This is a genomic window from Streptomyces sp. NPDC036764 (assembly GCF_055609385.1).
The window spans coordinates 22,589-48,622 of the sequence record NZ_JBVJPT010000012.1 but is presented as its reverse complement, the minus strand read 5'-3'; the positions used below and the strand labels follow the sequence as shown (position 1 = coordinate 48,622).

General features: G+C 70.6%; 21 protein-coding genes. 9 read left to right on the top strand and 12 right to left on the bottom strand.

The features are described from left to right. The first annotated feature begins 15 nt into the window (after positions 1-15). Positions 16-1,143 (top strand): dipeptidase, encoded by a 1,128-nt coding sequence (locus tag ACZ69Q_RS33060; protein WP_471049058.1) that lies wholly within the window; start codon positions 16-18, stop codon positions 1,141-1,143. A 27-nt stretch (positions 1,144-1,170) separates the two neighbouring features. Here ACZ69Q_RS33060 and ACZ69Q_RS33055 read toward each other — a convergent pair whose 3' ends face one another. Further along, positions 1,171-1,530: a VOC family protein gene (locus ACZ69Q_RS33055; protein ID WP_471049056.1), complete on the bottom strand. Its 360-nt coding sequence runs from the start codon at positions 1,528-1,530 to the stop codon at positions 1,171-1,173. Between the two features lie 124 nt (positions 1,531-1,654). Here ACZ69Q_RS33055 and ACZ69Q_RS33050 point away from each other — a divergent pair, with 124 nt between their 5' ends. After that, positions 1,655-2,155 (top strand): CGNR zinc finger domain-containing protein, encoded by a 501-nt coding sequence (locus ACZ69Q_RS33050; protein WP_471049054.1) that lies wholly within the window; start codon positions 1,655-1,657, stop codon positions 2,153-2,155. A 290-nt stretch (positions 2,156-2,445) separates the two neighbouring features. On the opposite strand, the gene ACZ69Q_RS33045 is transcribed toward ACZ69Q_RS33050, so the two are convergent. Beyond that, on the bottom strand, positions 2,446-3,789 hold the full coding sequence (locus ACZ69Q_RS33045) for a UDP-glucose dehydrogenase family protein (protein ID WP_471049051.1): 1,344 nt from the start codon (positions 3,787-3,789) through the stop codon (positions 2,446-2,448). Between the two features lie 189 nt (positions 3,790-3,978). Here ACZ69Q_RS33045 and ACZ69Q_RS33040 point away from each other — a divergent pair, with 189 nt between their 5' ends. After that, the gene (locus ACZ69Q_RS33040) at positions 3,979-5,136 is read left to right on the top strand and encodes an acyl-CoA dehydrogenase (protein ID WP_471049050.1); all 1,158 of its coding nucleotides are present in this window, start codon (positions 3,979-3,981) and stop codon (positions 5,134-5,136) included. A gap of 218 nt (positions 5,137-5,354) precedes the next feature. After that, positions 5,355-5,714: a four-helix bundle copper-binding protein gene (locus ACZ69Q_RS33035; protein ID WP_471049046.1), complete on the top strand. Its 360-nt coding sequence runs from the start codon at positions 5,355-5,357 to the stop codon at positions 5,712-5,714. 65 nt (positions 5,715-5,779) lie between these two features. On the opposite strand, the gene ACZ69Q_RS33030 is transcribed toward ACZ69Q_RS33035, so the two are convergent. Next, positions 5,780-7,054, bottom strand: coding sequence for an LCP family protein (locus ACZ69Q_RS33030; protein WP_471049044.1), 1,275 nt, complete (start codon positions 7,052-7,054; stop codon positions 5,780-5,782). A 119-nt stretch (positions 7,055-7,173) separates the two neighbouring features. On the opposite strand from ACZ69Q_RS33030, the gene ACZ69Q_RS33025 reads away from it, so the two are divergent. Further along, positions 7,174-7,731 (top strand): acyl-CoA thioesterase, encoded by a 558-nt coding sequence (locus ACZ69Q_RS33025; protein WP_471049042.1) that lies wholly within the window; start codon positions 7,174-7,176, stop codon positions 7,729-7,731. 69 nt (positions 7,732-7,800) lie between these two features. On the opposite strand, the gene ACZ69Q_RS33020 is transcribed toward ACZ69Q_RS33025, so the two are convergent. Beyond that, a complete protein-coding gene (locus ACZ69Q_RS33020; protein WP_471049039.1) occupies positions 7,801-9,255 on the bottom strand; it encodes an LCP family protein in 1,455 nt (484 codons plus the stop codon). A 142-nt stretch (positions 9,256-9,397) separates the two neighbouring features. Here ACZ69Q_RS33020 and ACZ69Q_RS33015 point away from each other — a divergent pair, with 142 nt between their 5' ends. Then, on the top strand, positions 9,398-10,426 hold the full coding sequence (locus ACZ69Q_RS33015; RefSeq protein WP_471049037.1) for a glycosyltransferase family 2 protein: 1,029 nt from the start codon (positions 9,398-9,400) through the stop codon (positions 10,424-10,426). 24 nt (positions 10,427-10,450) lie between these two features. Here the strand turns inward: ACZ69Q_RS33015 and ACZ69Q_RS33010 are convergent, their stop codons facing one another. The 4 genes from ACZ69Q_RS33010 to ACZ69Q_RS32995 all read right to left on the bottom strand — a co-directional run bounded on the left by ACZ69Q_RS33010 (position 10,451) and on the right by ACZ69Q_RS32995 (position 16,965). Then, positions 10,451-12,028 (bottom strand): LCP family protein, encoded by a 1,578-nt coding sequence (locus ACZ69Q_RS33010; RefSeq protein WP_471049664.1) that lies wholly within the window; start codon positions 12,026-12,028, stop codon positions 10,451-10,453. Positions 12,029-12,514: 486 nt separating this feature from the next. Then, entirely contained in the window at positions 12,515-14,323 is a 1,809-nt protein-coding gene (locus ACZ69Q_RS33005; protein ID WP_471049034.1) for an LCP family protein, read from the bottom strand. Positions 14,324-14,547: 224 nt separating this feature from the next. Next, complete coding sequence (locus ACZ69Q_RS33000) at positions 14,548-15,711, bottom strand: LCP family protein (protein WP_471049032.1); 1,164 nt, start codon at positions 15,709-15,711, stop codon at positions 14,548-14,550. A gap of 498 nt (positions 15,712-16,209) precedes the next feature. Continuing rightward, positions 16,210-16,965, bottom strand: coding sequence for a TIGR03089 family protein (locus ACZ69Q_RS32995; RefSeq protein WP_471049029.1), 756 nt, complete (start codon positions 16,963-16,965; stop codon positions 16,210-16,212). A gap of 140 nt (positions 16,966-17,105) precedes the next feature. Here ACZ69Q_RS32995 and ACZ69Q_RS32990 point away from each other — a divergent pair, with 140 nt between their 5' ends. Both ACZ69Q_RS32990 and manB read left to right on the top strand, forming a co-directional pair. After that, positions 17,106-18,935: a peptidoglycan recognition protein family protein gene (locus ACZ69Q_RS32990; RefSeq protein ID WP_471049027.1), complete on the top strand. Its 1,830-nt coding sequence runs from the start codon at positions 17,106-17,108 to the stop codon at positions 18,933-18,935. A gap of 218 nt (positions 18,936-19,153) precedes the next feature. Beyond that, positions 19,154-20,236: a mannose-1-phosphate guanylyltransferase gene (gene manB / locus ACZ69Q_RS32985; RefSeq protein WP_471049024.1), complete on the top strand. Its 1,083-nt coding sequence runs from the start codon at positions 19,154-19,156 to the stop codon at positions 20,234-20,236. Between the two features lie 639 nt (positions 20,237-20,875). Here manB and ACZ69Q_RS32980 read toward each other — a convergent pair. From ACZ69Q_RS32980 to ACZ69Q_RS32965, 4 genes are all read right to left on the bottom strand, one after another. Continuing rightward, the gene (locus tag ACZ69Q_RS32980; protein WP_471049021.1) at positions 20,876-21,877 is read right to left on the bottom strand and encodes a DNA-3-methyladenine glycosylase family protein; all 1,002 of its coding nucleotides are present in this window, start codon (positions 21,875-21,877) and stop codon (positions 20,876-20,878) included. Positions 21,878-21,936: 59 nt separating this feature from the next. Then, on the bottom strand, positions 21,937-23,259 hold the full coding sequence (locus ACZ69Q_RS32975; RefSeq protein WP_471049018.1) for a coenzyme F420-0:L-glutamate ligase: 1,323 nt from the start codon (positions 23,257-23,259) through the stop codon (positions 21,937-21,939). After that, entirely contained in the window at positions 23,256-24,215 is a 960-nt protein-coding gene (gene cofD, locus ACZ69Q_RS32970; protein WP_471049015.1) for a 2-phospho-L-lactate transferase, read from the bottom strand. Before cofD ends, ACZ69Q_RS32975 begins: the two co-directional genes overlap by 4 nt. An 88-nt stretch (positions 24,216-24,303) precedes the next feature. Then, positions 24,304-24,810, bottom strand: coding sequence for a cysteine dioxygenase (locus ACZ69Q_RS32965; RefSeq protein ID WP_471049012.1), 507 nt, complete (start codon positions 24,808-24,810; stop codon positions 24,304-24,306). Positions 24,811-25,527: 717 nt separating this feature from the next. Between ACZ69Q_RS32965 and ACZ69Q_RS32960 the strand changes: the two genes are divergently transcribed. Beyond that, positions 25,528-25,791, top strand: a complete 264-nt coding sequence (locus ACZ69Q_RS32960) for a WhiB family transcriptional regulator (protein ID WP_010986447.1) — start codon at positions 25,528-25,530, stop codon at positions 25,789-25,791. Positions 25,792-26,034: the final 243 nt, after the last annotated feature.

The window sequence follows — 26,034 nt, the reverse complement described above, 5'->3', positions numbered from 1 at the left end:
CGTACGGAGACCGCCATGGCAGACCTCAAGTACGAAGCGGACACCGGCCCCGAGGTCGGCGAGATAGGCGACCTGCCCGTTTCGCTGCCCGGGGATCCGTCCGAGGCCGTCGCCGGCCCGGGTGAGAACTCCGGCACCGATCTCCTCGCCCGGGCCCACCGCCTGCTGGCCGCGCATCCCGTCGCCGACGGCTACAGCGGACTTCCGTGGGCGCTGCGCCGTCTGCCCTGGTTCGATCTGGAGCTCGGCGAGAGCGCCGTGGACACCGATGTGCCGCGGATGCGCGAGGGCCACGTGGGCGCGCTGTTCTGGGCGCTGCACCTGCCCGAGGCGCTGGACGGGGACCGGGCCGTCGGCGCCACGCTCGACCAGCTCGACCTGGTGAAGACGGTCGTACGGGCCCACCCCGAGGGCCTGCGCCTCGCCGACACCCCCGGGCCGATCACCGACGCCCGCCACAGCGGCCGCGTCGCCGTGCTGCCGGGACCGGCGGGGGCCGCCGCGCTCGGCGACTCGCTCGGCATCCTGCGCTCCCTGCACGGCCTCGGGCTGCGTGCCCTGACCCTGTCCGGCGCCTCCTGGGCGAGTGAGGCGGGGCTGACCCGGTTCGGCGAGGAGGTGCTGCGCGAGATGAACCGCCTTGGTGTGCTGGCCGACCTCTCCGGCGCCTCCGCGGACACCGTGCGCCGGGCGTGCGCGGTCTCCAAGGCGCCGGTCCTGTGCGCCCGCTCGGCCGCCCGCACCCTGCGCCCGCACCCGGCCAACCTCCCCGACGACCTGCTGGCCGAGCTGGGCGCCGTCCGGGGCCTGTGCATGGTGCCGCTCACCGCCGAGCAGACCGGCCCGACCGTCCGGGACGTCGCCGACCACCTCGACCACGTCCGCGAGGTCGCCGGCCCCGAGTGCGTGGGCCTGTCCGGTACCTACGACGCCGGCGCGGCCCACCCGCAGGACCTCAGCGACGCCTCCTGCTATCCGCACCTCGTCGCCGAGCTGCTGCGCCGGGGCTGGCCGGAGGCCGATATCGCGATGCTGACCTGGGGCAACGTCCAGCGTGTGCTGCGCGAGGCCGACTTCACGGCCCGGGAGGCACAGCGACGCCGGGCGCCGTCGACGATGAAGATCGCCGAGCTGGACGGGTAACCGGTCCTCCCGGCTGGTCGGCCGTGTTCAGGCGGTGCACAGGCAGAACGGGTGCCCCGCCGGATCCGCGTAAACCCGGAAGCCGCGCGAGCGGTCCTCGGTGTCCAGCGGCTTCGCGCCGAGGGCCAGCACCGCCTCCTCGGCCGCGTCCAGGTCGGCGACGGTCAGGTCCAGATGGAACTGCTGCGAGCGCTCGGACGAGGGCCACTGCGGCGGTACGAAACCGGGGGCTGCCTGGAACGCCAGCAGCGGCCCGCCGGGCACCTTGAGATCCGCCCATTCCCCTTCGTCCTCGACGCTGCCGCCGAGCACGCTCGCGTAGAAGGCGGCGAGGGCGCGGGGGTCGGGACAGTCCAGGACGACGGAGCCGATTTCGGCGATGGCCATGACTTCCTCCTCGGAGTCTGCGTTACCTGTGAACCGCATCAACAGGTAACGCGGTTACCTCATGCTCGCGCATTGGGGGTAACCTCGCAAGGGAATTCGAGAAGCGAGGACAGCGTGCGCAGTCATGAGTGAGAGATCGCCCGCGCCCGGGGGCCTGGAGCTGATCCAGTCCCTGGTCAACACACTGGACCTGGAGTCGGGCGCGGACGCGCTGGACACGGCGCAGGGCCGGGCGCGCTTCGGGCTGGGCGAGGGGGACGTGGCCGGGGCGCGGGAACTGCGGGAGTCGTTGCGCGTGGTCCTGCTCGCCCACGCGGGCCATCCCCCGCACCGCGAGGCGACCCCGCTCGGTGCTCTGCTGACGGGGAGCCCGCTGCTGGTCGCGGTGGACGCCGCCGACGGCTCGGCCGCCCTCGCCCCAGCCGACGAGGGTCCGCTGCGCTCCAGAGTGGCCGCGGCCATCGCCCAGGCCCTGGTCGAGGGCACCTGGATCCGGCTGAAGGCCTGCGAGGCGGTCGACTGCCACTGGGCGTACTACGACCGCAGCCCGGCCGGGCGCGGCCGCTGGTGCTCGATGCAGGTGTGCGGGGCGCGCGCGAAGATGCGGCGCTACCGAGCGAAGTGAGCCATTTCGAAAGGTCGTTGAAGATTCATTCGGCGTGATGCGCCGGTGTGCGGCAGAATGCGAACGACGCCGTTTCGGCCGACTGAGCCTCGGCCGAAACGGCGTCGCGCCGGTCCGGCGCTGTCCTGCGGTTCGGCAACGCCCTCAAGGGGGCGCGGGGCTGTATCCATGTGCGGCTCCGCCGCGATGGGGGTCCCCCCGCTCGAGCGAAGTCGAGAGTGGGGGAGCGACCAACCACGACGACGCCGCAGACGAACGACGGCGCACATCACGGCACATCCAGCGGAGCGCTACGCGGTCGGCCGCCCCATCGCCCGGTAGCTCCAGCCGGCCTTGCGCCACAGCTCGGGGTCGAGGGCGTTGCGGCCGTCCAGGATGACCCGCGCCGCGGCGGCCTCGCCGAGCGCCTTCGGGTCCAGCTCGCGGAACTCCCGCCACTCCGTCAGATGCAGTACGACATCGGCGCCCCGCACCGCCTCGACCGCGCTGTCGGCGTAGCCGAGGGTCGGGAAGAGACGGCGGGCGTTGCCCATGCCCTTGGGGTCGTAGACCGTGACCTGGCCGCCCTGGAGGTGGATCTGCCCCGCGACGTTCAGCGCGGGCGAGTCGCGTACGTCGTCCGAGTCGGGCTTGAAGGTGGCGCCGAGCACCGCGACCCGCTTGCCGAGGAACGAGCCGCCGCCCAGTGCCTGCCGGGCGAGCTCCACCATCTGCCCGCGCTGGCGCATGTTGATCGAGTCGATCTCGCGCAGGAACGTCAGCGCCTGGTCGGCGCCCAGCTCACCGGCACGCGCCATGAACGCGCGGATGTCCTTCGGCAGACAGCCGCCGCCGAAGCCGATGCCGGCGCGCAGGAACTTCTTGCCGATCCGGTCGTCGTGCCCGATGGCCTCCGCGAGCTTGGCGACATCGCCGCCGGCGGCCTCACAGACCTCCGCCATCGCGTTGATGAAGGAGATCTTGGTGGCCAGGAAGGAGTTGGCGGAGGTCTTCACCAGCTCGGCGGTGGGGAAGTCGGTGACGACGAAGGGGGAGCCGTCGGCGATCGGCGTCGCGTACACCTCGCGCAGCAGCTTCTCGGCGCGCTCGCTGCGCACGCCGACCACGATCCGGTCCGGGTGCAGGGTGTCGTCGACGGCGAAGCCCTCGCGCAGGAACTCCGGGTTCCAGGCCAGCTCCACCTCGCCGCCGCCCGGCGCGAGCTCCAGGATGCGGGCCGCGAGCCGGTCGGCGCTGCCCACCGGCACGGTCGACTTGCCGACGACCAGGTTGGGGCCGCGCAGGTGCTTGGCGAGGGACTCGACGGCGGAGTCGACGTAGCTCATGTCGCAGGCGTACTCGCCGTGCTTCTGCGGAGTGTTCACACAGACGAAGTGCACATCGCCGAACTCGGCGATCTCCGCCCAGTCCATCGTGAAGCGCAGCCGCCCGGTCGAGCCCTCGATGCCGGCGACGTGCTTGCGCAGCAGCTCCTCCAGGCCCGGCTCGAACATCGGGACCTGGCCCCGGCCGAGCATCTCGATCTTCTCGGGCACGACATCGAGCCCCAGTACCTCGAACCCGAGCTCGGCCATGGCCGCGGCGTGGGTGGCGCCGAGATAGCCGGTACCGATCACGGTGATCTTGAGGGCCATGGGGGTACTCCAGAAGGGGGAGGGGGCGTGCGGGCCCGAGCATAGTCGGAGGGTCTGACGGGCAGCTTCCCCGCTGTCGCCAAGCTCACGTATCACTCCCGTGGGCCGACCCCTAAAATTTGAGTTACTTAACGGTAATTAGCGCCGGCATCGCACTTGCCACACAGCGTCCTTGGAGCGTGAGAGACCTTGGCCGGATCGGCTGACTTCGACCTGTACCGCCCGTCCGAGGAGCACGACATGCTCCGCGACGCCATCCGCTCCCTGGCCGAGGCGAAGATCGCGCCGCACGCCGCCGCGGTCGACGAGGAGGCCCGCTTCCCGCAGGAGGCGCTGGAGGCCCTGGTCGCGAACGACCTGCACGCGGTGCACGTACCCGAGGAGTACGGCGGCGCGGGCGCCGACGCGCTCGCCACCGTGATCGTGATCGAGGAGGTGTCCCGCGTCTGCGCGAGCTCCTCCCTGATCCCCGCCGTGAACAAGCTGGGCTCGCTCCCGGTGATCCTCTCCGGCTCCGAGGACCTGAAGAAGCGGTACATGACCCCGCTCGCCAAGGGCGACGGCATGTTCTCCTACTGCCTGTCCGAGCCCGACGCCGGCTCCGACGCGGCCGGCATGAAGACCAAGGCCGTCCGTGACGGAGACCACTACATACTGAACGGCGTGAAGCGCTGGATCACCAACGCCGGCGTCTCCGAGTACTACACGGTGATGGCGGTCACGGACCCGGCGAAGCGCTCCAAGGGCATCTCGGCGTTCGTCGTGGAGAAGTCCGACGAGGGCGTCTCCTTCGGCGCCCCGGAGAAGAAGCTCGGCATCAAGGGCTCCCCGACCCGCGAGGTCTACCTGGACAACGTCCGCATCCCCGCGGACCGCATGATCGGCGAGGAGGGCACCGGCTTCGCCACCGCGATGAAGACGCTGGACCACACCCGCATCACCATCGCCGCCCAGGCCCTCGGCATCGCCCAGGGCGCCCTCGACTACGCCAAGGGCTACGTCCAGGAGCGCAAGCAGTTCGGCAAGCCGATCGCCGACTTCCAGGGCATCCAGTTCATGCTCGCCGACATGGCCATGAAGATCTCGGCCGCCCGCGCCCTGACCTACCAGGCCGCCGCCGCCTCCGAGCGCGGCGACGCCGACCTCACCTACCTCGGCGCCGCCGCCAAGTGCTTCGCGTCGGACGTGGCGATGGAGGTCACCACGGACGCCGTCCAGCTCCTCGGCGGCTACGGCTACACCCGTGACTACCCGGTCGAGCGCATGATGCGCGACGCCAAGATCACGCAGATCTACGAGGGCACCAACCAGGTCCAGCGCATCGTCATGGCGCGCAACCTGCCGTAGCCTCGCGGGATTTGACAGTGAAGGGTGTCCGGGTCCCCCGGGCACCCTTCACCCGTTCGGGCCCGTGTCACCGCCTCCGGCGGAATGCGCAGGTGCGCGCCAAGTGCGACTTCTGGTGCGAAATGTTCGCGTCCGCCCGATGGCGCACCGCCGTGGGCGGGCGTAGGACGGAAGGGCACGGGGCCCGCCCCGGGCTCCCGCGTCCCCCAGGAGGAGCCATGACCCAGCCCGGAACCATCCCGATGAGCAAGGAGATGCAGGACTGCGTCGACGCCTGCATGACCTGCCACAGCATCTGCGAGGAGACCATGAGCTCCTGTATGCAGATGGGCGGCCAGGCCCAGATGCAGATCATGCGGGCGCTCATGGACTGCGCCGAGACGACCCGGATGTGCGCGGACATGATGATGCGCCGCTCGCCCATGTCGGCCGAGATGTGCGCGATGTGCGCCAAGGCCTGTGAGATGTGCGCCGAGGCGTGTATGTCCATGCCGGACGATCCGCAGATGATGCGCTGCGCGGAGGCGTGTCGCCGCTGCGCCGCGACCTGCCGAGCGATGGCCGGCGCCACGATGTGACCGCCGCCTGAGCGCGATCGAGGGCACCCGTCCGGGTGCCCTCGATCAGTGCGGTCGCGCCTTGGCTACTTGTCCGAGACGGTCACAGGCTCGTCGTTCTTGAGCTGATTCACCAGTGTCTTCACCTTGGTCATGTCCCACTGCAGGTTGCCATTCCCGGAGTTGCCCGAGATCGGCATGTTCATCGACTTGCCGTCGCCGCCGCTGACGCCCTTCATCGCCCAGAACATGGACGCCAGGTCCCACAGGCTCATGTCCTTGTCGACGGTCAGGGAGTCCAGGCCGGCGCCCATGGTCGGGTAGAGCTTGAAGGGGTTCAAGACCGTGCCCGGGGTGGCCACCTGGTTGGCCAGGGCCGAGAGGAACTTCTGCTGGTTCTGCGTACGGTCAAGGTCGGAGCGGGCCAGTGCGTAGCGGGTGCGGACGAAGGCGAGCGACTCCTCGCCGTTCAGGGTCTGCTTGCCCTTCTTGAAGTCCGCACCGGACTTGGAGTCCTTGATGTCCTGCGGGATGTCTATCTCGACACCGCCGACCGCGTCCACGATGTTCGCGAAGCCCGCGAAGCCGATCTCGACGTAGTGGTCGATGTGCAGACCCGTGTTGAACTCGACCGTGCGGACCAGCAGCGTGGGCCCGTCGATCGAGTACGCCGCATTCAGCTTGTTAGCGCCCATCGCGGCCCGGATCTTCCCGGACTCGGAACCCTCGAACTTCGGAATCGTGACGTTCGAGTCGCGCGGCAGCGATATCAGCGTCGGCCCGTTGTCGCCGACGTGCAGGATCATCATCGAGTCCGTGCGCTTGCCCTCGGCGGACCCGGTGTGCAGCTTCTTCTTCTCCTCGGCGGACATGCCCGCACGGCTGTCGGAACCGACGATCAGGTAGTTGGTGCCCTCGCCCGCCTCGGGCCGGTCGATGACCTTGGACAGGTCGACGTCACGGTTGAGCTTGGAGTCGGCCCAGAAGTAGGTGGCGACGGTCGTCACGACCAGCACCGTCACCAGCGTGATCGCGGTCCACTTGAAACGGCGCCGCCAGTTCGGCGCGGGCCGCGGCTCGTATCTGTCCTCGTCGCCGGGGCCGCCCGGGCCACCGCGGCCGTAGACCTGGCCCGTGTTGTAGCCGCTGTCGTACTCGTCGTCGGCGTAGCCCCCGTGGCCCTGGCCGTTCACGTATGACGGCTGCTGCGGCACACCCCCGTAGCCCTGGCCGGGCGGCGTCGCGGAGCCGCGGCGGACCTGCCGCATCACGCGCGCGCCCTCGGGCTGTGCGCCTGCGCTGCCGCGTCCGTAACGGCTGCCGCGGTTGTCGTCGGACCATGCCTGGGGCCAGTCATTCATGCGCCCCAGTGTGCAGGGCACGGCCAGGTGTCTTACAAGGTTCGGCGGAAAATAGAGGCACGGCTGTTGCGAACCCAACACAAAGTCCGCGAATGACAGCTCGGCATAAGGTGGACGCCATGACAGACCAGGTCACCGTAGCGGAGTCGGGCAATCCGGAGATCCCGGGCAAACCGACCTCCGCGTCCCGCACCACTCTCAGCCACATCATGACCCACAGCGACACCAACCTTCTGGGGACGGTGCACGGCGGTGTGATCATGAAGCTCGTCGACGACGCCGCGGGAGCCGTGGCCGGCCGGCACTCCGGCGGCCCCGCCGTCACCGCGTCCATGGACGAGATGGCGTTCCTGGAGCCGGTCCGCGTCGGTGACCTCGTCCATGTGAAGGCCCAGGTCAACTGGACCGGCAGGACCTCGATGGAGGTCGGCGTACGGGTGCTGGCCGAGCGCTGGAACGAGTCGACGCCGCCCACGCAGGTCGGCTCGGCGTACCTGGTGTTCGCCGCCGTCGACGCCGACGGCAAGCCGCGCCGCGTGCCCCCGGTGATAACGGAGACCGAGCGCGACAACCGTCGCTACCAGGAGGCCCAGATCCGCCGCACCCACCGCCTGGCCCGCCGCCGCGCCATCAAGGAACTGCGCGAGAAGCGGGCGGCGGAGGGCTACCAGGACTGAGCAGGCCGGGCCGTGGCCCGGGGACACGGGATCGGGGGCGGCTGGCCGATTCCCGACCCTGTTCCGGGGTTACGAGCACCCCGTCTCGTCCCCCCGCACCACCGTGGAGTGGCCATGCAACGGGTCCTCCGCCCGCACCTTGCGGACCTGCTTGAAGTCCTTGCCCACGATCACCTTCAGCGTCGGCCCGAGCCCCTTCACCGCCCGCAGCTCGCTGCCGGGCAGTGCGGCCGCCAGGGACTTCGCCGAGCGGTCCCAGCCGGGGTCGTGGGCGACGACCGTCCGCTTCAACGAGCGTTCCGCCGCGGCCGCCGGGCGTCCCGTCGTACGGAACCCGATCCCCGCCAGCGCCGCGTCGGCGCGCTTGCCGAGGCCCTCCTGCGCGGTGCCGTTCTCCACCTGGACACGGATCTGCTGCGGGGCGACCTCCACCGGGACGGCCCGGTGCTTCGGGCGGTGCTCGGCCAGCGGCCTGTCCTCGCGCAGGGCCCGGAAGAGGCGCTCGGCGCGCTCGGTGTCCCACTTCACCGTGGAACCGAGGCCCTTGACCGTGTATCCGAGCTGCCCGATCGGCACGGTCGTGAACTCCGACGACGACGGCGAGAAGTTCCGCATCGCCCGCCCGAGGTCGAGCAGCTCGCCCGTGCCGAACTCCTTGTCGGCCCGCACCGACCCCAGCACCGCCCGTGTCACGTCCCGGAACCGCATCGGGTTCAGCAGGATCCCCGACGACGTCGCGCGCTCGACCAGCGCCGCCATGAACCGCTGCTGGCGCTGCACCCGCCCCAGGTCGGAGTCGCTGTCGATGTGCCGGGCGCGCACGAACTGCAACGCCTCGCCGCCCTTGAGCCGATGGGAGCCGGCCGGCAGGTCCAGCCCGGTGTAGGAGTCCTTCAGCGGCTCGGCGGTGCAGATCCGCACCCCGCCGAGCACGTCCACGGTCTTCATGAAGCTGGTGAAGTCGACCTCCAGATAGTGGTCGATCTTGACGTGGGTCATGTGCTCGACCGTGCGCACGGTGAGGTTCGGACCGCCCTCCGCGTACGCTGCGTTGATCTTGATGGCGTGCGTCTCCCGCCCCTCGCCGGCCGGCACCTCGGCGTACGAGTCGCGCGGCAGGCTCACCACGCTCGCCCGTTCCCGGTCCGCCGAGATGTGCACGATCATGATCGTGTCGGTGCAGTGACAGGGGGCGCCGCCCAGCTTGTACCTGCGCCGCTCCTCGTCGCTGATGCGGTCGCGGCCGTCGGTGCCGACGAGCAGGACGTTCATCCCGTGCCCGGTCGGCGGCCGGTTCTTCATGTCCTTGAACGGGTCCACGCGCTCGATCTTCGCGTCCAGACTGGTCACCACCGCGTGCCCGATGCCGGCGGAGGCCAGCACCACGACGGACAGCGTCGTCACCGCCCGCATGGCCCAGCGCGGCCGCCCGCGCCGCGCTGGAGCGACCGGCCGCTCGCCGCCGCGGGACAACTGCGGGCGTCGCTGCGCGGGGGCGGGGGAGCGGCGGGGCGGCGTGGGCATGAAGCAATACCTCCGCTGGGGCTTGCCCTGGGGGTCGAACGTGGGATCCGTGAGCACCGTAGGGCCATACGATCTGCTGCCCGGAGCACCGGCACCGGCGGGGCGCACCGGTGTCCCCCGTTCGCGGTAACGTGAGCCCCCTATGAACGCCAATCCCGACGTGCAGCTCCCCGCCGTGTCCGTCATCATGCCCGTCCTCAACGAGGAGCGGCATCTGCGCGGAGCCGTCCAAGCGATCCTCGCGCAGGAGTACGCCGGCGAGATGGAGGTCGTGATCGCCCTCGGTCCGTCCACGGACCGCACGGACGAGATCGCCGCCGAGCTGGTACGGGACGACTCCCGTGTGCACACCGTCCCGAACCCGACCGGCCGCACCCCCGCCGCCCTCAACGCCGCGATCAAGGCCTCCCGCCATCCGATCGTCGTCCGCGTCGACGGCCACGGCATCCTCTCGCCGAACTACATCGCCACCGCCGTACGGCTCCTGGAGGAGACCGGCGCGCAGAACGTCGGCGGCATCATGCACGCCGAGGGCGAGAACGACTGGGAGCACGCCGTCGCCGCCGCGATGACCTCGAAGATCGGCGTCGGCAACGCGGCCTTCCACACGGGCGGCGCGGCCCAGCAGGCCGAGACCGTGTACCTCGGTGTGTTCCGGCGCGAGGCGCTGGAGCAGCAGGGCGGCTACAACGAGGAGTTCATCCGCGCCCAGGACTGGGAGCTCAACTTCCGGATCAGGGAAGCGGGCGGGCTGATCTGGTTCTCGCCGGAGCTGAAGGTGTCGTACCGCCCGAGGCCGAGCGTGAAGGCCCTCGCCAAGCAGTACAAGGACTACGGCCGCTGGCGCCATGTCGTCGCCCGCTACCACGCCGGCTCCATCAACCTGCGCTATCTCGCCCCGCCGACGGCGGTGTGCGCCATCGCGGCCGGACTGGTGCTGGGCGCCCTGGTCACCCCGTGGGCGCTGGTGGTCCCCGGCGGCTACCTCGCGGCCATCACCGCGGGCTCGGTCCCGGCCGGCAAGGGCCTGCCGCTGAAGGCACGCCTGCAGATCCCCATCGCCCTCGCGACCATGCACATGTCCTGGGGCTACGGCTTTCTGACCAGCCCGCGTTCGCTGGCGCGGAAGGTCATCGCCTCCCGCCGCCCGGCGGTGCTCAGCGCCAACTGAGCACGCCGCCGGGCGCGGTGCCCGTCACCAGGTGAAGCCCGGGTTCACCTTCATGCACGCCTTGGTGTCCGAGGCGTTCAGCGCCTCGGCCGTGTCCGGCGTGCTGTCGTCCTGCTTCGGTGCCTTGTACGCCGTGCCCTCCCGCCAGTCGGCGCCGACGACCAGGGTGACGCCGGAGACGTCCGTGGACTTCTCCACGGCACCGGTCGGGATGCCGAGGGCCTTGGCGAGCCGCTGGGCGTCGCCCTGGAGTTCGGCGCTCGGGTAGCGCACGACGGTCGTGTCCGCGGTCGGCGTCGTCGAGGAGTCCGCCGCGGCCCGCGTGAAGCCCCTGTCGACGAGCATCGCGGCAACGGTGGTCGCGCGGCCGGAGACCGGGGCGAGGACGTCTGTGCGGGTGCCGTTCTGCACCTGCACGGCGATCTCGCCGTCCGCGGCGGCCGGGTCGGTGGGCGCCTTCTCCTCGGTGGTCTTCTTCTTGTCCTTGCCGTCCAGCGCGATGTCCTCACGCACCAGCCGGAACAGCTTCGTGGCGTCCTCGGTGGGCTCGACGCGCGAACCGACGTACCGGTTGGGCATCGTCGTCATGGTGATGCGCGAGGTCGGGACCTTCTTGAGCTCGCCGGCCAGGTCGTACAGCTTCGCGACCGTGCCCAGGCCCGGGTCGACGGTGAGCGCGTTGGTGGCCGCCTCGGCGAGGGCGCGCAGCTTGCCCGGGTTGCTCAGCTTGGCGTTCTTGCGCAGCTCGCGCACCATCGAGTTCATGTACTGGTGCTGAGCCTTGGCGCGGGCCAGGTCGCTGCCGTCCTCGAAGCCGTACCGCGTGCGCAGCCACTGCAGGGCCTGCTCGCCCTTGACGTACGTCGTGCCCTTCTCCAGCTTCAGCCCGGAGCCGTGGCCCTGGCTGTCCTTGGAGTGGATGTTCTTGTCGACGCAGACCGGGACACCGCCGATCGCGTCCGCCATCGACACCACACCCGAGAAGTCGATCATCATGAAGTGGTCGATGTGGATGTCGGTCAGCTTCTCCCACGTGGCCACCGTGCACCCCGGACCGCCGCGCCCCAGCGACTCGTTCGTCATCGCGCGCTCACGGGACTCGTAGACGTCCCCGCTGTCCGGATCGGTGCACTTGGGGATGTCCACGAGCGTGTCGCGGGGCATGCTGACGACCGACATGTTGGTGCGGTCCGCGGAGACGTGCAGCAGCATCTGGACGTCGGCGAGCGGTATGCCGCCGAACGTCTCCTTGGCGCCGCCGAGTTTCTGGTTCTCCTTGCTGTCGCGGGCGTCCGAGCCGATCAGCAGGATGTTCAGCGGCGTCTGGCCGGCCGCGTTCGCCTCGGTCTCGGCGGCGCGGTCCTTGGCGTCGCCGATGTTGAGGTCGTCCTTCTTCAGATTGCCGTTGAGGTGCTGGTAATAGAGATAGCCGGCACCCGCGGTGCCCAGTATCACCACCGCCAGTACCGTCGCCGACCAGCGCAGCACGCGCCGTCTGCGGGGCCTGCCGTCGGTTCCGCCGCCGCCTTTGGAACCCCCGCCACCGTGCCGGCCGCGCTGGTCGGCCGGCGTGTCCTGGTCGGCCCGCGGAGTGAGCGACATGGTGTCGTCCACCGCCGGAGCCTCCCCTCGCACACTGCTCTGCGCCAACTCTCCGCCCTTCCCCACCCTGTGCCCGACACGGCCGCGCTCCGCGTCGGACCTCCCTGTCCGGTGCGGAGCGAACCATTTCAGACCACCCTGTCCGACACCGGTTCGCTACCTGTCAGACCTCTGTGGGTCCGAGCCGGGTTGGCCACGCGTCGGCAAAATCAGCGCCGGGTCCGGCCGCGTGGCGCGCCCGGCCAACGCCGGCTGACACAACAGTGTCGTGTGTCAGACCAACGAGCGACGCCGACAGTTGCGTTCCGCGCCGCAGATTCCGTGCAGCGATCCTCGTACGACGATCTCCGTACGAGGACCGACGATCTCCGTACGACGTTCGACGATCTCCGTACGACGACTCCACGCCCCGGTGCGCGCGCCGGAGCGGGCCCGTCCTGCCCCAAGTGGGCGGTGGGACGGGCCCGTTGGGCCGTTACCGGTCGGCTACTTCGCGCACTCGACCTTGTCGGCCGTGGACTTCTCCACGTCCGGTGCCTTCGTCGGCGCCGTCAGTGACACGCCCGCGCCCTTGAAGTCCTTGCCCAGCGTCAGTGTCATCGTGGGCAGACCCTGCGAGTTGGTGACGCTCTTGCCCGGCTTCAGCGCCGCACCGGACAGCCCCATGATGTCGGCGAGCCGGCGTGCCTGGTCCGCCTGGTCGGGCGAGTACTCCAGCGTCGTCTTCGCGAGCGACGCCGGGGCGTTGCCCGCGTTCTCGGACTTGGTCACGTTCTCCTCGGTCTGCAGCCAGGTGAGGGTCTCCTGGGCGCTGCCCGCGGGCGCCCCGCCGTTGTAGACCTGCACCCGCACCTCGGAGGCGTCGGCCTTGGTGCCCTTGAGGCGGGCGGCCACGGCGGCGGCCTCCTTCTGCTTCTGCTGCTTGACCGCGGTGAAGGAGACGTCGTTCTGGATCGCCTCGAAGACCTCGGGCGCCGTCGTCTCGTTCAGCACGACGGTCGTCTTCACCTTCTCCGCCGGGTTGTCGATCACCGGAACCGTCGTGAAGGTCAGGTTCTTGGTGTTGAGCTTGCCCAGCTCCAGACCGAGGTCCTTCAGCTTGTCGATGCTGTCGAGCTGGGAGTCGACGGTCAGCGCCTTCGTGCCCGCCTCGGCCAGCTTGATCATCTTGGTCGGGCTGCTGAGCGTGTCGTTCGACTTCAGCTTGCGCATCAGCGCGCTGAGGAACTGCTGCTGGAGCCCGATCCGGCTCAGGTCACCGCCGAAGCCGACCGAGTGCCGGGTGCGCACGAAGGCCAGCGCGTCCTCGCCCTCGATCGTGTGCTTGCCCTTGGTGAGGTTGAGCTTGGAGTCGGGGTCGTCGATGTCCTTGGCCAGGCACACCTCGACGCCGCCGACCGCCGTGGTCAGCGTCTTGACCGCGTTGAAGTCGGCCACCATGAAGTTGTCCGGCTTGATCCCGGTCAGCTCGGTGACGGTCCGCGCGGTGCAGCTCGGCGTACGGCCTTCCTGGCCCAGGCTGGTGTTGAAGCGGACGCCCGTCTCACCGGCGATGACCTTCTCGGAGCCGTCCTCCTGCGTGGTCGGGCAGTCCGGGATGTCGACGATGAGGTCGCGCGGGATGCTCAGCGCGGTCGCGTTGGAGCGGTCCTTGGAGACGTGCAGCAGGATCGTGGTGTCGGCGTGTCCCGCACTGCCCGAGTCGCCGTACTTCTCGTTGCCCGCGCCGGTGCGCTTGTCCGTGCCGATGAGCAGGATGTTGATGGCCTTGTCCTTGCTGAAGCCACCGGTGCTCGCGCCGTCGTCGGAGACGGAGTTGATGTTGTCGTTGAGGTGCTCGATGTAGAGATACGCACCGGTCGCGGCGGCGACCACGACGAACGCCATGATGCCGCCGGTCCAGAGCACGGCTTTCTTCGCCTTGCTCTTCTTCTTCACCGGCCGGCGACTGCGCCGCCCGGGCAGGGGCTCCTCCGGTGCCCCCCTGCGCCTGCGCTGCGGGGGGACCTCACGGCCCGGTGCCTGGCGCGTCTCGCGCCCCGGGGCCGCGGTCCGATTGCGCACCGCACCACCCGCGCCGGCACCCGTACCGCCGGCGCCTGCCGCGCCCTTGGTCGCGGTACCGGCCGAACGTGCGGCGGCACTCGCGCGGGAAGCAGCTCTGCGAGGTCCCGGGACCGGTGACTGCGGAGAGGAAGGACCCAGTCGCAGTTCGTATTCACCGGTGTTCGGATTGAGCACCCACTGGTCTGCGGGATCGATATCGTCCGCCCGCCCACGGCCTTGCGCGTCCACGGTTGTCTGAATCCTCCGTCGGGGCCACGCGGCGCCTACCCCCTCCAAGGCGCTCGGGTCTCGGTCAAACAGTGCGCAAGCCTAACTACGGCAGGGAGCACCGGATCGCTCACACTATCCGCCCAGTTCAGCGTGGAGCGACGACGGTGACAAATTCCACGTCCCTACAACTGGGCAATCCGCCCCATTTCTTTGAAACAGGGTTCACGGACTTGGTGAGCGCTTTACCCGCAGGGGTTCTCGGCGGCGGTACTGCCACGGAAAGTGGGTGCCGCAGAAGTGGGCGCGGCGGGCTCGTCGGATCGCTGTGCACCGGACTTCTGGTCACCGTCATGGGAACGGGTGTGCGAAGAATCGCGCCGCGGGCCTTGGGATCCCTGGGATTTATCGGTCGAATTCGCCACTTCCACCGGTGCGTCGATCCGCAGCCGTTCGAAGAGACGCTGGGCCTCGGGTTCCACGAGCTGGTCGCGATTGGAGTTGTAGACGTACGACTCCCTCGGAACGGTGAGGAATTGCACGCGTTCGGTGGGGATGTCGCGCACTCCACGCGCGAGTTCGTACAAACCGCGCAAGCTGGCCAGTGCCGGGTCCGTGGTCAGCGACGATGTGGCGGCGTCCAGGACCGGATAGAGCCTGACCGGGTTCAGCAGGACGTTATCGCTCTGCGCCTTGTGCACGAGAGCGGCGAGGAAGCGCTGCTGGCGGTCCATGCGGTCGGTGTCGCTGCCGTTGCCGAGCGATTTGCGGGCACGGACGTAGCCGAGGGCCTGCTCGCCGTCGAGGGTCACCTTCCCGGCCGGGAGCCTGAGCTTGGCGGCCTTGTCGCTGATGGGTTTCGCGAGGCAGATCTCGACGCCGTCGAGGGCGTCGACCATCTCCTTGAAACCGTGGAAGTCGATGACCATGTGGTGGTCCATGCGGATGTTCGTGAGCCGTTCCACGGTGCGCACGGTGCACGCCGAACCGCCCACCTGGAAGGCGTAGTTGAACATCGCGAGCATCGGCTCGCTGCGGCTGCCGTCGGAGCGGCGGCAGCCGGGGACGTCGACCATGAGGTCACGGGGTATCGAGACGGCGGTGGCGCTGCGGCGGCCGGAGGACAGGTGCAGCAGGATCGTGGTGTCGGAGCGCTCGGTGCCCGAGTCCTTGCCGTAGCGGCGGTTGCCGGAGCCGGCCCGGGAGTCGGAGCCGATGACGAGGATGTTCTGGGCACCGCGCACGAGCGAGGTGGGGCGCTCCTTCTCATACCGGGCGAGCTCGGCGGCGGCGGCCTCGTCCGGGGTGATGTTGGAGTCGAGCTTGGCATACACGCCCCAGGCGACGCCCCCCGCGGCGACGACCACGAGCCCGACCGCGACCGCCCCCCGCCGGACCCAGCGCCGCACAGGCCCCTTCCTGCCGGCCGACGCCCTTCGGCGCGCATCTGCGGTGTCGGTCACGGCCGTGTCCACCCCTCATTGCGTACAGCGTGTGGTGTGGGCTGCTGTTACGACCATGGCTTGGATGGGGGGTGGGGGGTGGGTGGTGGTGGGCTGAATGGGTGAGGGTGCCTGCGGCGGTCGGGCCGGGGGCTTGTGGTGCTGGGGTCGGGGGCCAGTGGCGGTCGGGCTGGGTGGTTGTGGCGGTCGGGTCGGGTGTCTGCGGCGGTCGGGTCGGGTGTCTGCGGCGCTCTGGCCGGCTGCTTGCGGCGGGCGGATCGTGGTGCTCGCGTCGGGGTGTCTGTGCCGGGCTGTGGTGCGGTCCTCTCGGTGCCGGTGCGCAATTTTCAGCCCGTCCGGCGTTTGAGGACGAGGCCCGTTCAGGGCCGAAGCGGGGGTCTGGGGGCGGCAGCCCCCAGGCGGGTTCGCGGTGACGCCGAGTGCCTGCGGGGACGGCGCTCGGAGCTACCGCGCCGTCGCCGTCACCCGCTCCGCCTCGATCCGCTTGGCCAGCGACTCCTCGCTCAGTGAGTCGAGGTGCCGGCACAGGACCACCGAGCCGCCGGTCGCCAGCGCCGCGTACAGGCCGGCGTTGAGGCCCTCCCAGGTGTCGTACGGCAGGGCCGACAGGATCCGTGAGCCCGGGCCCGTGAGCCCCAGGGCCGGAGCCTCCGCCCGGGCGCGTTCGACCAGTTCGGCGGCGCTGAACTCGCGTCCGGCCACGATCAGCGCCGGGTCCTCGGGGTCGACCGGGGCGAAAGGCGCGAATCGGTCACCCTGGCTCGGCACCTCGACCGCGTAGTCGGCGAAGCCGGCCGGTGGCTGCGGGAAGCGGCCCCCGAGCGGCCGCAGCGCCAGCGCGACCCGCTCCCCACGGCACGCCCGAGCGGTCTCCAGGTTCTCCGGCCCGCTCACCACCACGTCGGCCGTCGCCGGGTCCCCGCCCACGTCCGCGATCGTGCCCACCGACGAACACGCCAGCAGCCACACCGCCGCCTGCCAGTGCGTGGGCAGCAGCAGCGTGACCCGGTCGCCCGGCCCGGCGCCGAGGTCGCCCTGAAGCAGATTCGCGGTCTTGGCCACCCAATTGGCGAAGGTGGCCACGGACAATTCCACGCGTTCCCCGGTGGCGTCGTCGTAGAAGGTCACCAGGGGGCGTCCGGGATCCGCGGCGAGCGCGGAACGCAGCAGGTCGGCGGGGGTGCGATCGGTGGCATTCACCCGCGCAAGGGTACGCGCAGCCGTGGTCGCGCACCCCCCTGCGGGGCGTGCGGCCACCACCGGTTCGGCGGAGCCGGGGACCGACGTGCCGTCAATTTCCCAATGGACAGCTTTGTATGACTATGTCCAACATCAGGAGCATGCGTGGATTCCTTGCTTCTTCGATCGGTGTCACGTGCGCGGCCGCTCTCGCTCTCCCGCTCACCCCACCCGCCGCCGCGGCGGCCGTGCGCCCGGCGCTCGGAGCGGAAGCCGCCAACAGCGGGCAGACGGTGGCCGTCGGATCGGCGGTGCGGCGTGCGGACGCCGAGCCCTATGCCCCCGGCAGCACGCAGTCGCTGCCCCTCGTCCCCCTCACCCGTGACCGTGCCGCCGGCGCCCCCACCGAACAGGGGCTGCCTCCACGGGACGTACGTCACTTCTCCCTCGTCGGCGTCATCTGGGACGACCCGGCCACCGAACTGCACGGCCGCGTCCAGGTCCGCACCCGCGCGGTCACGACCGGCACCTGGTCCGACTGGCAGGACGTCGAGACCCACTACGCCGAACACGCGGCCGACCCGGACACCGCCGAGAGCGGCTCCGCCGGGGTACGCGGCGCGACCGCGCCCCTGTGGGTCGGCGACTCGGACGGCGTACAGGTACGCGTGACGCCGGAGGGCGCGGACCCCAAGCCTGAGGCTGCCGCGTCCAAGCCGAAGCCGAAGCCTGAGACCGCTGCGTCCAAGCCGAAGCCTGAGGCCGCTGCGTCCAAGCCGAAGCCTGAGGCTGCCGCGTCCAAGCCGAAGCCGAAGCCTGAGGCTGCCGCGTCCAAGCCGAAGCCGAAGCCTGAGGCCGCCGCGTCCAAGCCGAAGCCTGAGGCTGCCGCGTCCAAGCCGAAGCCGAAGTCCGAAGCAGCCACGCCCAAGCCGAAGCCGGACGCTGCCGGACCCAAGCCGAAGTCCGAAGCAGCCGCGCCCAAGCCGAAGCCGGGGGCCGCCGAACCCAAGCCCGAAGCCGCTGAGCCCAAGCCCAAGGTCGAACGGGGTGAGGAGGGCGAGGAGGGCGGTGACGACTCGGCGGTCGACGCCGCGGCGGCCGTCACCCCGCTGCCCGCCGGCCTCCACCTCGAACTCGTGGACCCCGGCGATCCCGCCCCGGAGCAGGGCGAGCCCGGCCCCGTGCAGGGTGAGCCCGGTCCCCGCCCCGGCTCACTGAACCCCGAGACCCTCGGTACCGCCGACACCCTCGCCGCCTCCGCCGCCAACGCCGAGCTCGCGCCCCTGGGTGCCGCCGAGATCCCCCCGCTGGAACGCGCGGAGACCGAGCGGGAGCTGCTGGCGCTGCGCGGCAGCGAGCTGACGCCGGAGCAGCGGGCGAAGCCCTACATCGGCCCGCGTCCGCGCATCGTCACCCGGCGCGGCTGGGGAGCCAACGAGAAGTGGCGGGAGCGGCAGTTCGCCTACACGAAGAAGGTGAAGGCGGCCTTCGTGCACCACACCGCGTCCGGCGGCAAGTACTGGTGCACCCAGGCTCCCTCGCTCATTCGCGGTATCTACCGCTACCACGTCCTGAGCATGGGCTGGCGCGACATCGGCTACAACTTCCTCGTCGACAAGTGCGGAAACATCTACGAGGGGCGCGCCGGGGGCGTGGCGAAGCCGGTCCTGGGCGCGCACACCCGCGGTTTCAACACCAACAGCATGGGGATCGCCGTCCTCGGCAGCTACGGCTCCAGCAAGCCGACCGTGGCCGCCGTGAACGCCATCGCCCGACTCACCGCCTGGAAGCTGGGGCTCTACGGCGCCAATCCGCGCGGAAAGACATACCTGACGTCCGGGGGTGGCAATCTGTTCCGAAAGGGCAGGAACGTACGACTGAATGTGATCTCCGGCCACCGGGACGGCTACTCCACGGAGTGCCCCGGCCGGCAGCTCTACCGCAAGCTCGGCTCGGCCCGCGCCTCGGCGGCCCGCTTCCAGGGTCGCTGAGGCAGGGAGGGCAATTCAGGGGGGAAGTACGGGGAACCACGGGGCATCCCGGGGAACCCCGGAGGGTCTGGGGCGGGGCGCATTCACCGCCGTCGGGGGAGGAGGGGCGGGATGTGTCGTCATACCGCACTGCCGTCGAGGGCGCCGCACAACGGTCTGCATACACTGGCCGGCCGAAAGACAGTTCGGCCGGTCCCGGCAGGAAGCAGAGACGACAGGTGACAGAAGCGATCCTCCTGGTCGGCGGCAAGGGCACTCGGCTGCGTCCGCTCACCGTGCACACACCGAAGCCCATGGTTCCGGCGGCCGGGGTGCCGTTCCTCACGCACCAGTTGGCGAGAGCGAGAGCGGCGGGCGTCGAGCACATCGTCCTGGCCACGTCGTATCTGGCCGAGGTCTTCGAGCCGTACTTCGGCGACGGCTCGGCGCTGGGGCTGCATCTGGAGTACGTGACGGAGGAGGAGCCCCTCGGCACGGGCGGCGCGATCCGGAACGTGGCGTCCCGTCTCCACTCCGGGCCGGACGACCCGATCCTGATCTTCAACGGGGACATTCTGACGGGGCTGGACATCCGGGCCCTGGTCCGCACGCACGAGACGACGGGCGCGGACATCTCCCTCCACCTCACCAAGGTGACGGACCCGAGGGCGTACGGCCTGGTCCCCACGGACGACACGGGCCGGGTGACCGCCTTCCTGGAGAAGCCGCAGACCCCCGAGGAGATCGTCACCGACCAGATCAACGCGGGGGCGTACGTCTTCCGTCGCTCGGTCATCGACACGATCCCGTCGGGCCGCCCGGTCTCGGTCGAGCGCGAGACGTTCCCGGACCTCCTGTCCGCAGGCGCCCATCTCCAGGGCATGGTCGACTCGACGTACTGGCTCGACCTCGGCACGCCGGCGGCGTTCGTCCGGGGCTCGGCGGACCTGGTCCTGGGGCGGGCTCCGTCCCCCGCGGTCCCAGGCCGCTGCGGCGACCGTCTGGTCCTCCCTACGGCCAGGGTGGCGCCCGACGCCAAGCTGACGGGCGGAACGGTGGTGGGTGAGGGAGCGTTCGTGGCCGAGGGGGCGCGCGTCTTCGGCAGCACGATCCTGCCGGGTGCCGTCATCGAGCCCGGCGCCGTCATCACCGACTCCCTCATCGGCACCCGCGCCCGCGTGGGCGAACGTTCTGTCCTCACCGGCACGGTCATCGGCGACGGCGCGGTCATCGGCGCCGACAACGAACTGCGCGAGGGCGCCAGGGTGTGGTGCGACGCCCGGATACCGGCGGGCGCGGTTCGGTTCTCGCCCGATCTATAGGTGCGTGGGGGGTGCGCGTAGCGCCTGCGGGTGCGTTGTGGGTCGGGGCCGTGCCGGGGGCGTCCGTCCTCGGTCCGGCGGTTGCTGTGCCTTTCGCGGGCTACCGCCCCTTGACGCCGGCCGCTGCGGGCGGACACCTTCCGGCACGTCCCCTTACGCCGTGGGCGAGTGCGGGCACGTGGGCCTACACCCGCCTCGGCCCGCAGGGCTTCGCCCATACGGCGACTGAGGCTTCGCTGTCCGAATGCTCCCGTGGGCCTACACCCGCCTCGGCCCGCAGGGCTTCGCCCATACGGCGACTGAGGCTTCGCTGTCCGAATGCTCCCGCCCTGGTGGCCTGTCCGGCGTCCGCGCCTCACCCACTCGTTGGTGGTCCGTCCGGCCATCGGGCTGAGGCGTCGTCATCCCTAGCCCCATCCGCCCGCTGGTGGCTTCGCCTCTCGGTGCCGGTCCGCGATTCTTCAGCCCGTCCGGCGTTTGAGGACGAGGCCGTTCAGGCCGAAAGCGGGGTCTGGGGCGGCAGCCCCAGGAGCACCGGGGTTGAAGGGGCAGCGCCCCTGGAGGACGGGACGGGCAGGGGCGGCGGGGGCGAGGAAAATGGGGGATGAGCGCAGCGCGGGCAGGCAGCCGCCCGCCGCGTCACAACCGCCCGATATCCCCCCGAGGCATCCGCGGAGCCCGCCGCGCAGGCACCCGCCCACTCAGCAGGATCAACCGAGCCGCCCGATGCCGCTGCCCCGCATACGGCTCCAGCAACTCCAGCATCACGGAGTCATCCGCATCCCGATCCCCGGCCAGCGCGAACCCCACGATCCCCGGCAGATGCAGATCCCCCACGGTCACCGCATCCGCCGCCCCATGACTGCGCTGCACAACCTCCGCCGACGTCCACGGCCCGATCCCCGGCACGACCTCCAACCGAGCCTGCGCCTCGGCCGGAGGCATCCGCACCGCCTCCTCCATCCGCGCCGCAACCCGCACGGCCCGCAAAATCGTCGACGCCCGCTTGTTGTCGACCCCGGCCCGATGCCACTCCCAGGACGGAATCAGCGCCCAGGTCCGCGCATCCGGCATCACACACATCCGCCCGGGCGCGGGCCCAGGAGCCGGCTCCCCGAACTTGCGCACCAGCAACCGCCACGCCCGATACGCCTCATCGGTCGTGACCTTCTGCTCCAGCACGGACGGAATCAACGACTCCATCACCAGCCCGGTCCGCGTCAGCCTGAGCCCCGGCCGCCGATGCCGGGCCATCGCGACCACCCGGTGCCGCGGCACGAAGACGGACGGATCGTCGGCGGCCCCCAGCAGCTCCGGCAACCGCTCCAGCAGCCACTCGGCCCCCGGCCCCCACGCCTCGCCCCGCACCTCGGCCCCGCGCGCGGCGACCCGCAGCGTGCCGGGCCCGGCGGGCGTGAGGCTGGCCCGCCACACGGACCCGTCGGGCATCGCCCGGAACGTCGGATCCCCCGGCCCACGCCGCAAGGGCCCCAGCACCAGCCCGAGATCGAGCGGCCCGTCCGGCACCCAGGTCCGCACCCGCCCGGGGGCCGCGGCCTGACGCGGTATCCCCCCGGGCACGGCGACATGCCCACCGCGCACGGTCGTACGCGTGGGCCGCGGAGAGAAACGTCCTGCCACGGATGAGGTCCTAGGGGTACGGGAGGTGTCCTACGAGCGTAGGCGCTGGACGGCGTGGGTCACCGCACCTCGACGAAAGCCGCCGCATCCCGCTCCGGCCTCGCCCGCGGCTCCTCCGCCGGGTGGCCGACCGCCACCGCCCCCATCGGATCCCAGTCCTCCGGCAGCCCGAGCACCTCGCGCACCACGTCCCGGCAGAACATCGTCGACGACACCCATGCCGAGCCCAGTCGTTCCCCGGCCAGCGCGACCAGGAAGTTCTGCACCCCGGCCCCGGTGGCGACGACGAACATCTCCCGCTCGGCGCCGTCCCGACGGGCGTCGCCGTAGGTGTGCGAACCGTCCATGACCAGGCACGGAACCACCAGATACGGCGCGTTGCGCAGCACGTCCCCGCGTCGCACCCGCTTGGCGATGGACTCCTCGCTCTTGCCGTCCCGCCGGAGGTCGGCGATCCAGGCGTCGCGCATCGCGTCGAGCAGCCGCGTCCGCGACTCCGGCGACTCCAGCAGCACGAACCGCCACGGAGTGGTGTGGTGCGGCGCCGGCGCCGTGACCGCCGCCGCGACCGCGCGTCGTACGGCCCCGGGGTCGACCGGCTCGTCCGTGAACGCCCGTACCGTACGGCGCTGGGTCACCGCCTCCCGTACCGCCTCCGACGTCCCCAGCCGGAACATGTCGTCGCGCGCGTCGCGCACCATGGCCCGCGCGCCGTCCCCGTGGTCCTCGGTCACGGTGTGCGCGAGCCCGCGCACGACGGCGACGGGCAGCCCGGCGGCCTTGCCCTTGACCAGATCACCGGCGGCGGCGAGTTCGTCCGCGGTCGCCACCACGGTCGCGCTGAGCGGATTGCCGTGTGCGTCCGTGCCCCCGCGCAGATCGTCGAGCACGCGGATGCCGGCGGCGCCGATCGCGACGTCGGTGAGCCCGGAGCGCCAGGGGCGTCCGAACGTGTCGGTGACGAGGACGCCGACGTCGACGCCGAGGGCGTCGCGCAGTCCGTCGCGGATCGCCCGCGCGGACGCGTCCGGGTCCTCTGGCAGCAACAGCACGGTCCCGACGAGGGTGTTGGAGGCGTCGACCCCGGCGGCGGCCATCACCAGGCCCTGCCGGTTCTCGACGATGCGCAGGGGGCCGCGGCGCGCCACGACCCGTACCGTCTCCGCGTCGATCGCGGACTCCCGGTCGCCCGCCTCCACGATCCGGCCCTCGGCCTTGGACACGATCTTCGAGGTGACGAGCAGCACGTCCCCGTCGACGAGACCGGGCTCGGCGGCCGCGATCAGTTTGGCCAGATCGTCGCCCTGCGCGACCTCGGGGATGCCGGCGACGGCCCACACCCGGTAGCCCGGGGGCCGCTCCGAGTGCTGTTCGCCGCTCAAATCCCCCGCACCTCCTCCGCCAGCTCCAGCGCCTCGCGGGCCATCTGAGCGGAGGCGTCGAGGTCGGTCATCATCAGCGGTACGGCGCGGCAGCGGATACCGGCCGCCTCGACCCGTTCCACGGAGCCGGCGTCCACGGTGTCCACGAGCCAGCCGTCGAGCAGCCCCGAGCCGTAGTGCTCGGCGACCGCCGCGGCCGTCGACTCCACGCCCACCGCGGCGAGCACCTTGTCGGCCATCCCGCGCACGGGCGCGTCCCCGACGATCGGGGAGAGGCCGACCACCGGCACGCCCGCGTCGGCGATCGCCTCGCGGATGCCGGGCACGGCGAGGATCGTGCCGACCGAGACGACCGGGTTGGACGGCGGGAAGAGGATGACGTCGGCCTGGGCGATGGCCTCCAGGACCCCGGGCGCGGGCTTCGCCTGCTCGGCCCCGACCGGCACGATCGCCTCCGCCGGTACCGAGGCCCGCAGCCGTACCCAGTACTCCTGGAAGTGGACGGCCTTGCGCTCGCCCTCCTCCACGACGGCGACATGCGTCTCGACGCGGTCGTCGGTCATGGGGATGAGCCGTACTCCCGGGTTCCACCGGTCGCAGAGGGCCTCCGTCACCGCGCTCAGCGGGTATCCGGCGCCGATCATCTGCGTCCGCACGATGTGTGTGGCGAAGTCCCGGTCACCGAGCCCGAACCACTCCGGGCCGACGCCGTACGCCGCGAGCTCCTCCTTGAGATGGAAGGTCTCGTCGGCCCTGCCCCAGCCCTGTTCCTCGTTGATACCGCCGCCGAGCGTGTACATCACCGTGTCGAGGTCCGGGCAGACCTTCAGCCCGAAGAGGTGGATGTCGTCCCCGGTGTTGCCGATGACCGTGATGTCCGCGTCCGGCACGGCCCGCTTCAGACCACGCAGGAACCGGGCACCACCGATGCCGCCTGCCAGAACCACAATGCGCATTGAAACAGTGTGTCAGCCGCCAGGCTGACTCGTTGAGGGGTGGTCGGGCGACGGGCGGGCAAGTCTTGCAGGCGGGTACGACAACTTGTCAGGCAGTCACCGGACGCGCCTCGGTGTGCGCCGCGCAGGCCGACGAAGTGTGCATCGGCATCTCGGTCAGGCCCGGGTAGTACACGTGCAGGCTCACCGCCGGCTCCAGCGCGTCGTTCACCACGTCGTGCGCGTACCCCGGCGCGAACACCCGTTGGGCTCCCGCCGCCAACACGCGCGTGCCGCGCTCCGTGCGCTCGGTCAGCGTGCCGTCCAGGACGGTCAGGACGCCGGAGGAGCCGCCGTGGTCGTGCAGGCCGCTGCCCTGCCCGGGGACCCAGGACAGCAGCCACACCTCGTAGCCGGGGCCGGTGCGCAGCCGGTGGTACCAGCGCGTGGTGGCGTCGTACCGGACGAGGTGCTCCCACTGCGAGCGGTCGGCGGCGATGGAGCGGGCCAGGCCGACGAACTCGGCGACGGTGGCCGGGTGCTCGCGCGGTGCCTGGAGGAGGTGCGGGACTTCGAGGATGTCGCCGGCGATCTGGAGGTCGCTGTCGCTGTTCATGAGGTGCGTGGGTTCCTTGCGGAAGAAGTGGGGGGTGGCTGGGTGTCGATTGCCGTCCGCCCGGGTCGCGGGGGACGCAGCGGCCCTGGTCGGGGCGTGGGAACAAGCAGCCGAGTCGCGGTGGACTCAGAGGCAGCCGGAGCGGTCGGAGAGGCTCAACAGCCGGAACAGCAACAACAGCTACAGCGAGCGCGGGCAGCACCGTGGGACCCGGCGGTGCGGGTCGAGGTGAGTGCCGAGTTCGCGAGCATGCCCATAAGGACATCGGTTCGCACCTTCAGTGTCAACTCGGCGCCCACCCTGTGGGACATGTTTCACCTCATCCGGTGCATCTCTATGGCGAAAGGTTTGTTCATGGGGTGGACGGGACACATGGCGCACAATCGGGCGCACGGGCGTCGTTGTGATCCTGTGATCCGACTGTGATCCGGTTCGCTTCCGCGCGTGTGTGCAACGAGATCGAACTTCTGGGCGTCCTTTTCCGTACAGGCTCTGCGGAGGGCCGGGGGTCCTCCTGGGTCTTGTCCGCTTGTCAAGGTTTATGCCGATTTGAACACTTTCCGCTATGCCTTGGTTCCGCAGAGTGAATAAGGGGCTCAATAGCAGATCTCGGCTTGACTCGCCCGGAGCAGCACACTTGTAATTTCACTCGTGTCGTTCAGCCGGAATCGGTAACGGCTACATCACGGGGACGCGAAAGACAGACGAGGGGCGCACATGACCGAGCTGGTGCAGCAACTGCTGGTCGACGACGCGGACGAGGAACTCGGCTGGCAGGAGCGCGCGCTGTGCGCCCAGACCGACCCCGAGTCCTTCTTCCCCGAGAAGGGCGGCTCCACCCGCGAGGCCAAAAAGGTCTGCCTCGCCTGTGAGGTCCGCTCCGAGTGCCTCGAATACGCCCTCGCCAACGACGAGCGCTTCGGAATCTGGGGCGGCCTGTCCGAACGGGAGCGTCGCCGGCTGAAGAAGGCGGCCATCTGATCGCACGCCGTCCGTCCGGCCGTCGCGGGCCTGGCCGCAGGACCGAGCGGCGAGGTCGAGCGATGGGGGCGAAGCGTACGAATCGGCACATAGGCATCCGCTGTCACATCCGCTGCATCCGCACGCACATACGTCTCGAACAGGTCTCGAACGGCCCGTCGCAGGTGGGTTATCCACAGGCGGCGGGCTGTTGTGATGCCCAGCCGATAGTGTGGTCGCTCGTCCGAGACACCCCGGTGTCCC